General features: G+C 43.2%; 2 pseudogenes. Both read left to right on the top strand.

Annotation, left to right across the window (positions count from 1 at the left end):
• A pseudogene (locus CIK89_RS13485) lies at positions 1-245 on the top strand (hypothetical protein); the annotation flags it as partial.
• Between the two features lie 209 nt (positions 246-454).
• Positions 455-820, top strand: a pseudogene (locus CIK89_RS05360) (hypothetical protein); the annotation flags it as partial.

Below are 820 nucleotides of genomic sequence, written 5' to 3'. Positions count from 1 at the left end.
ATCATTACCTCTTCGTGGAGCATGTGGCAAAGGCGTTATGGCCGGTAAAGCGTAACCCACACGTGTTTGTGGGACGGTATATCAACGTGAATAGAAAACCAGACGGGACTATCTATCCTACGTTCAATCGCCCAGACTACAACGAGAAACTCACTTTCGCTAAATTCTGTATGGAAGCTGCCAAAGAACTGAGGCAGGTTGCCAAACTGGTAGATAGTGCAACAGGCCTCGGAGAAGAAGCGTGAATTTTAGCCAAGCGTTTCAGTTGTTTCAGTTTCAGTTGTGTTTCAGAGGGTCAGTAAAATTTCAAATCCCCTTTTTAATACTTATAACTAATTAATAATCAATAATATATATATAGGGAGTGAAATAGGTACCCCTCAAAAAACAACTGAAACAACTGAAACTGAAACGCTTTGGTTAATCCAATTTCAATCTAAAAAGCTGTAATATAATGACTTACGACATTACAACAAAGACTGCTCCAGCCATGCCAAAACTGGGAAAAGGCTTGGATTTCGTGAAATTAGTGCTCTCGCAGGTATCTCCAGACATGCGTGAACCTATCGCTCCGACACTTTTTGATGCCGCTGCAGCACATATCAGTGCAACTGAATTTTTGTATCCAGACCAATCTTGGAAGGAACTTTGTGGCATGATAGATGCACTTTCGGCAGGTTCTGCAGGCGGAAAAGGCCAACTGCAGGGATATGTTGAAGCGATGATGCGTTTCGCGCGAAAGCATGATGAAGTGGAGCTGCAGAAGCTCGTGGAATGGCAAAGAAACATGAAGTCGAAAGGTGCCAACAAGGAGAAACCT

Source organism: Prevotella sp. P4-119, assembly GCF_002251345.1.
In the GTDB taxonomy this organism is placed as follows: domain Bacteria; phylum Bacteroidota; class Bacteroidia; order Bacteroidales; family Bacteroidaceae; genus Prevotella.
The sequence above is the reverse complement of the archived record's forward strand: the minus strand, read 5'-3'. Positions and strand labels throughout refer to the sequence as shown.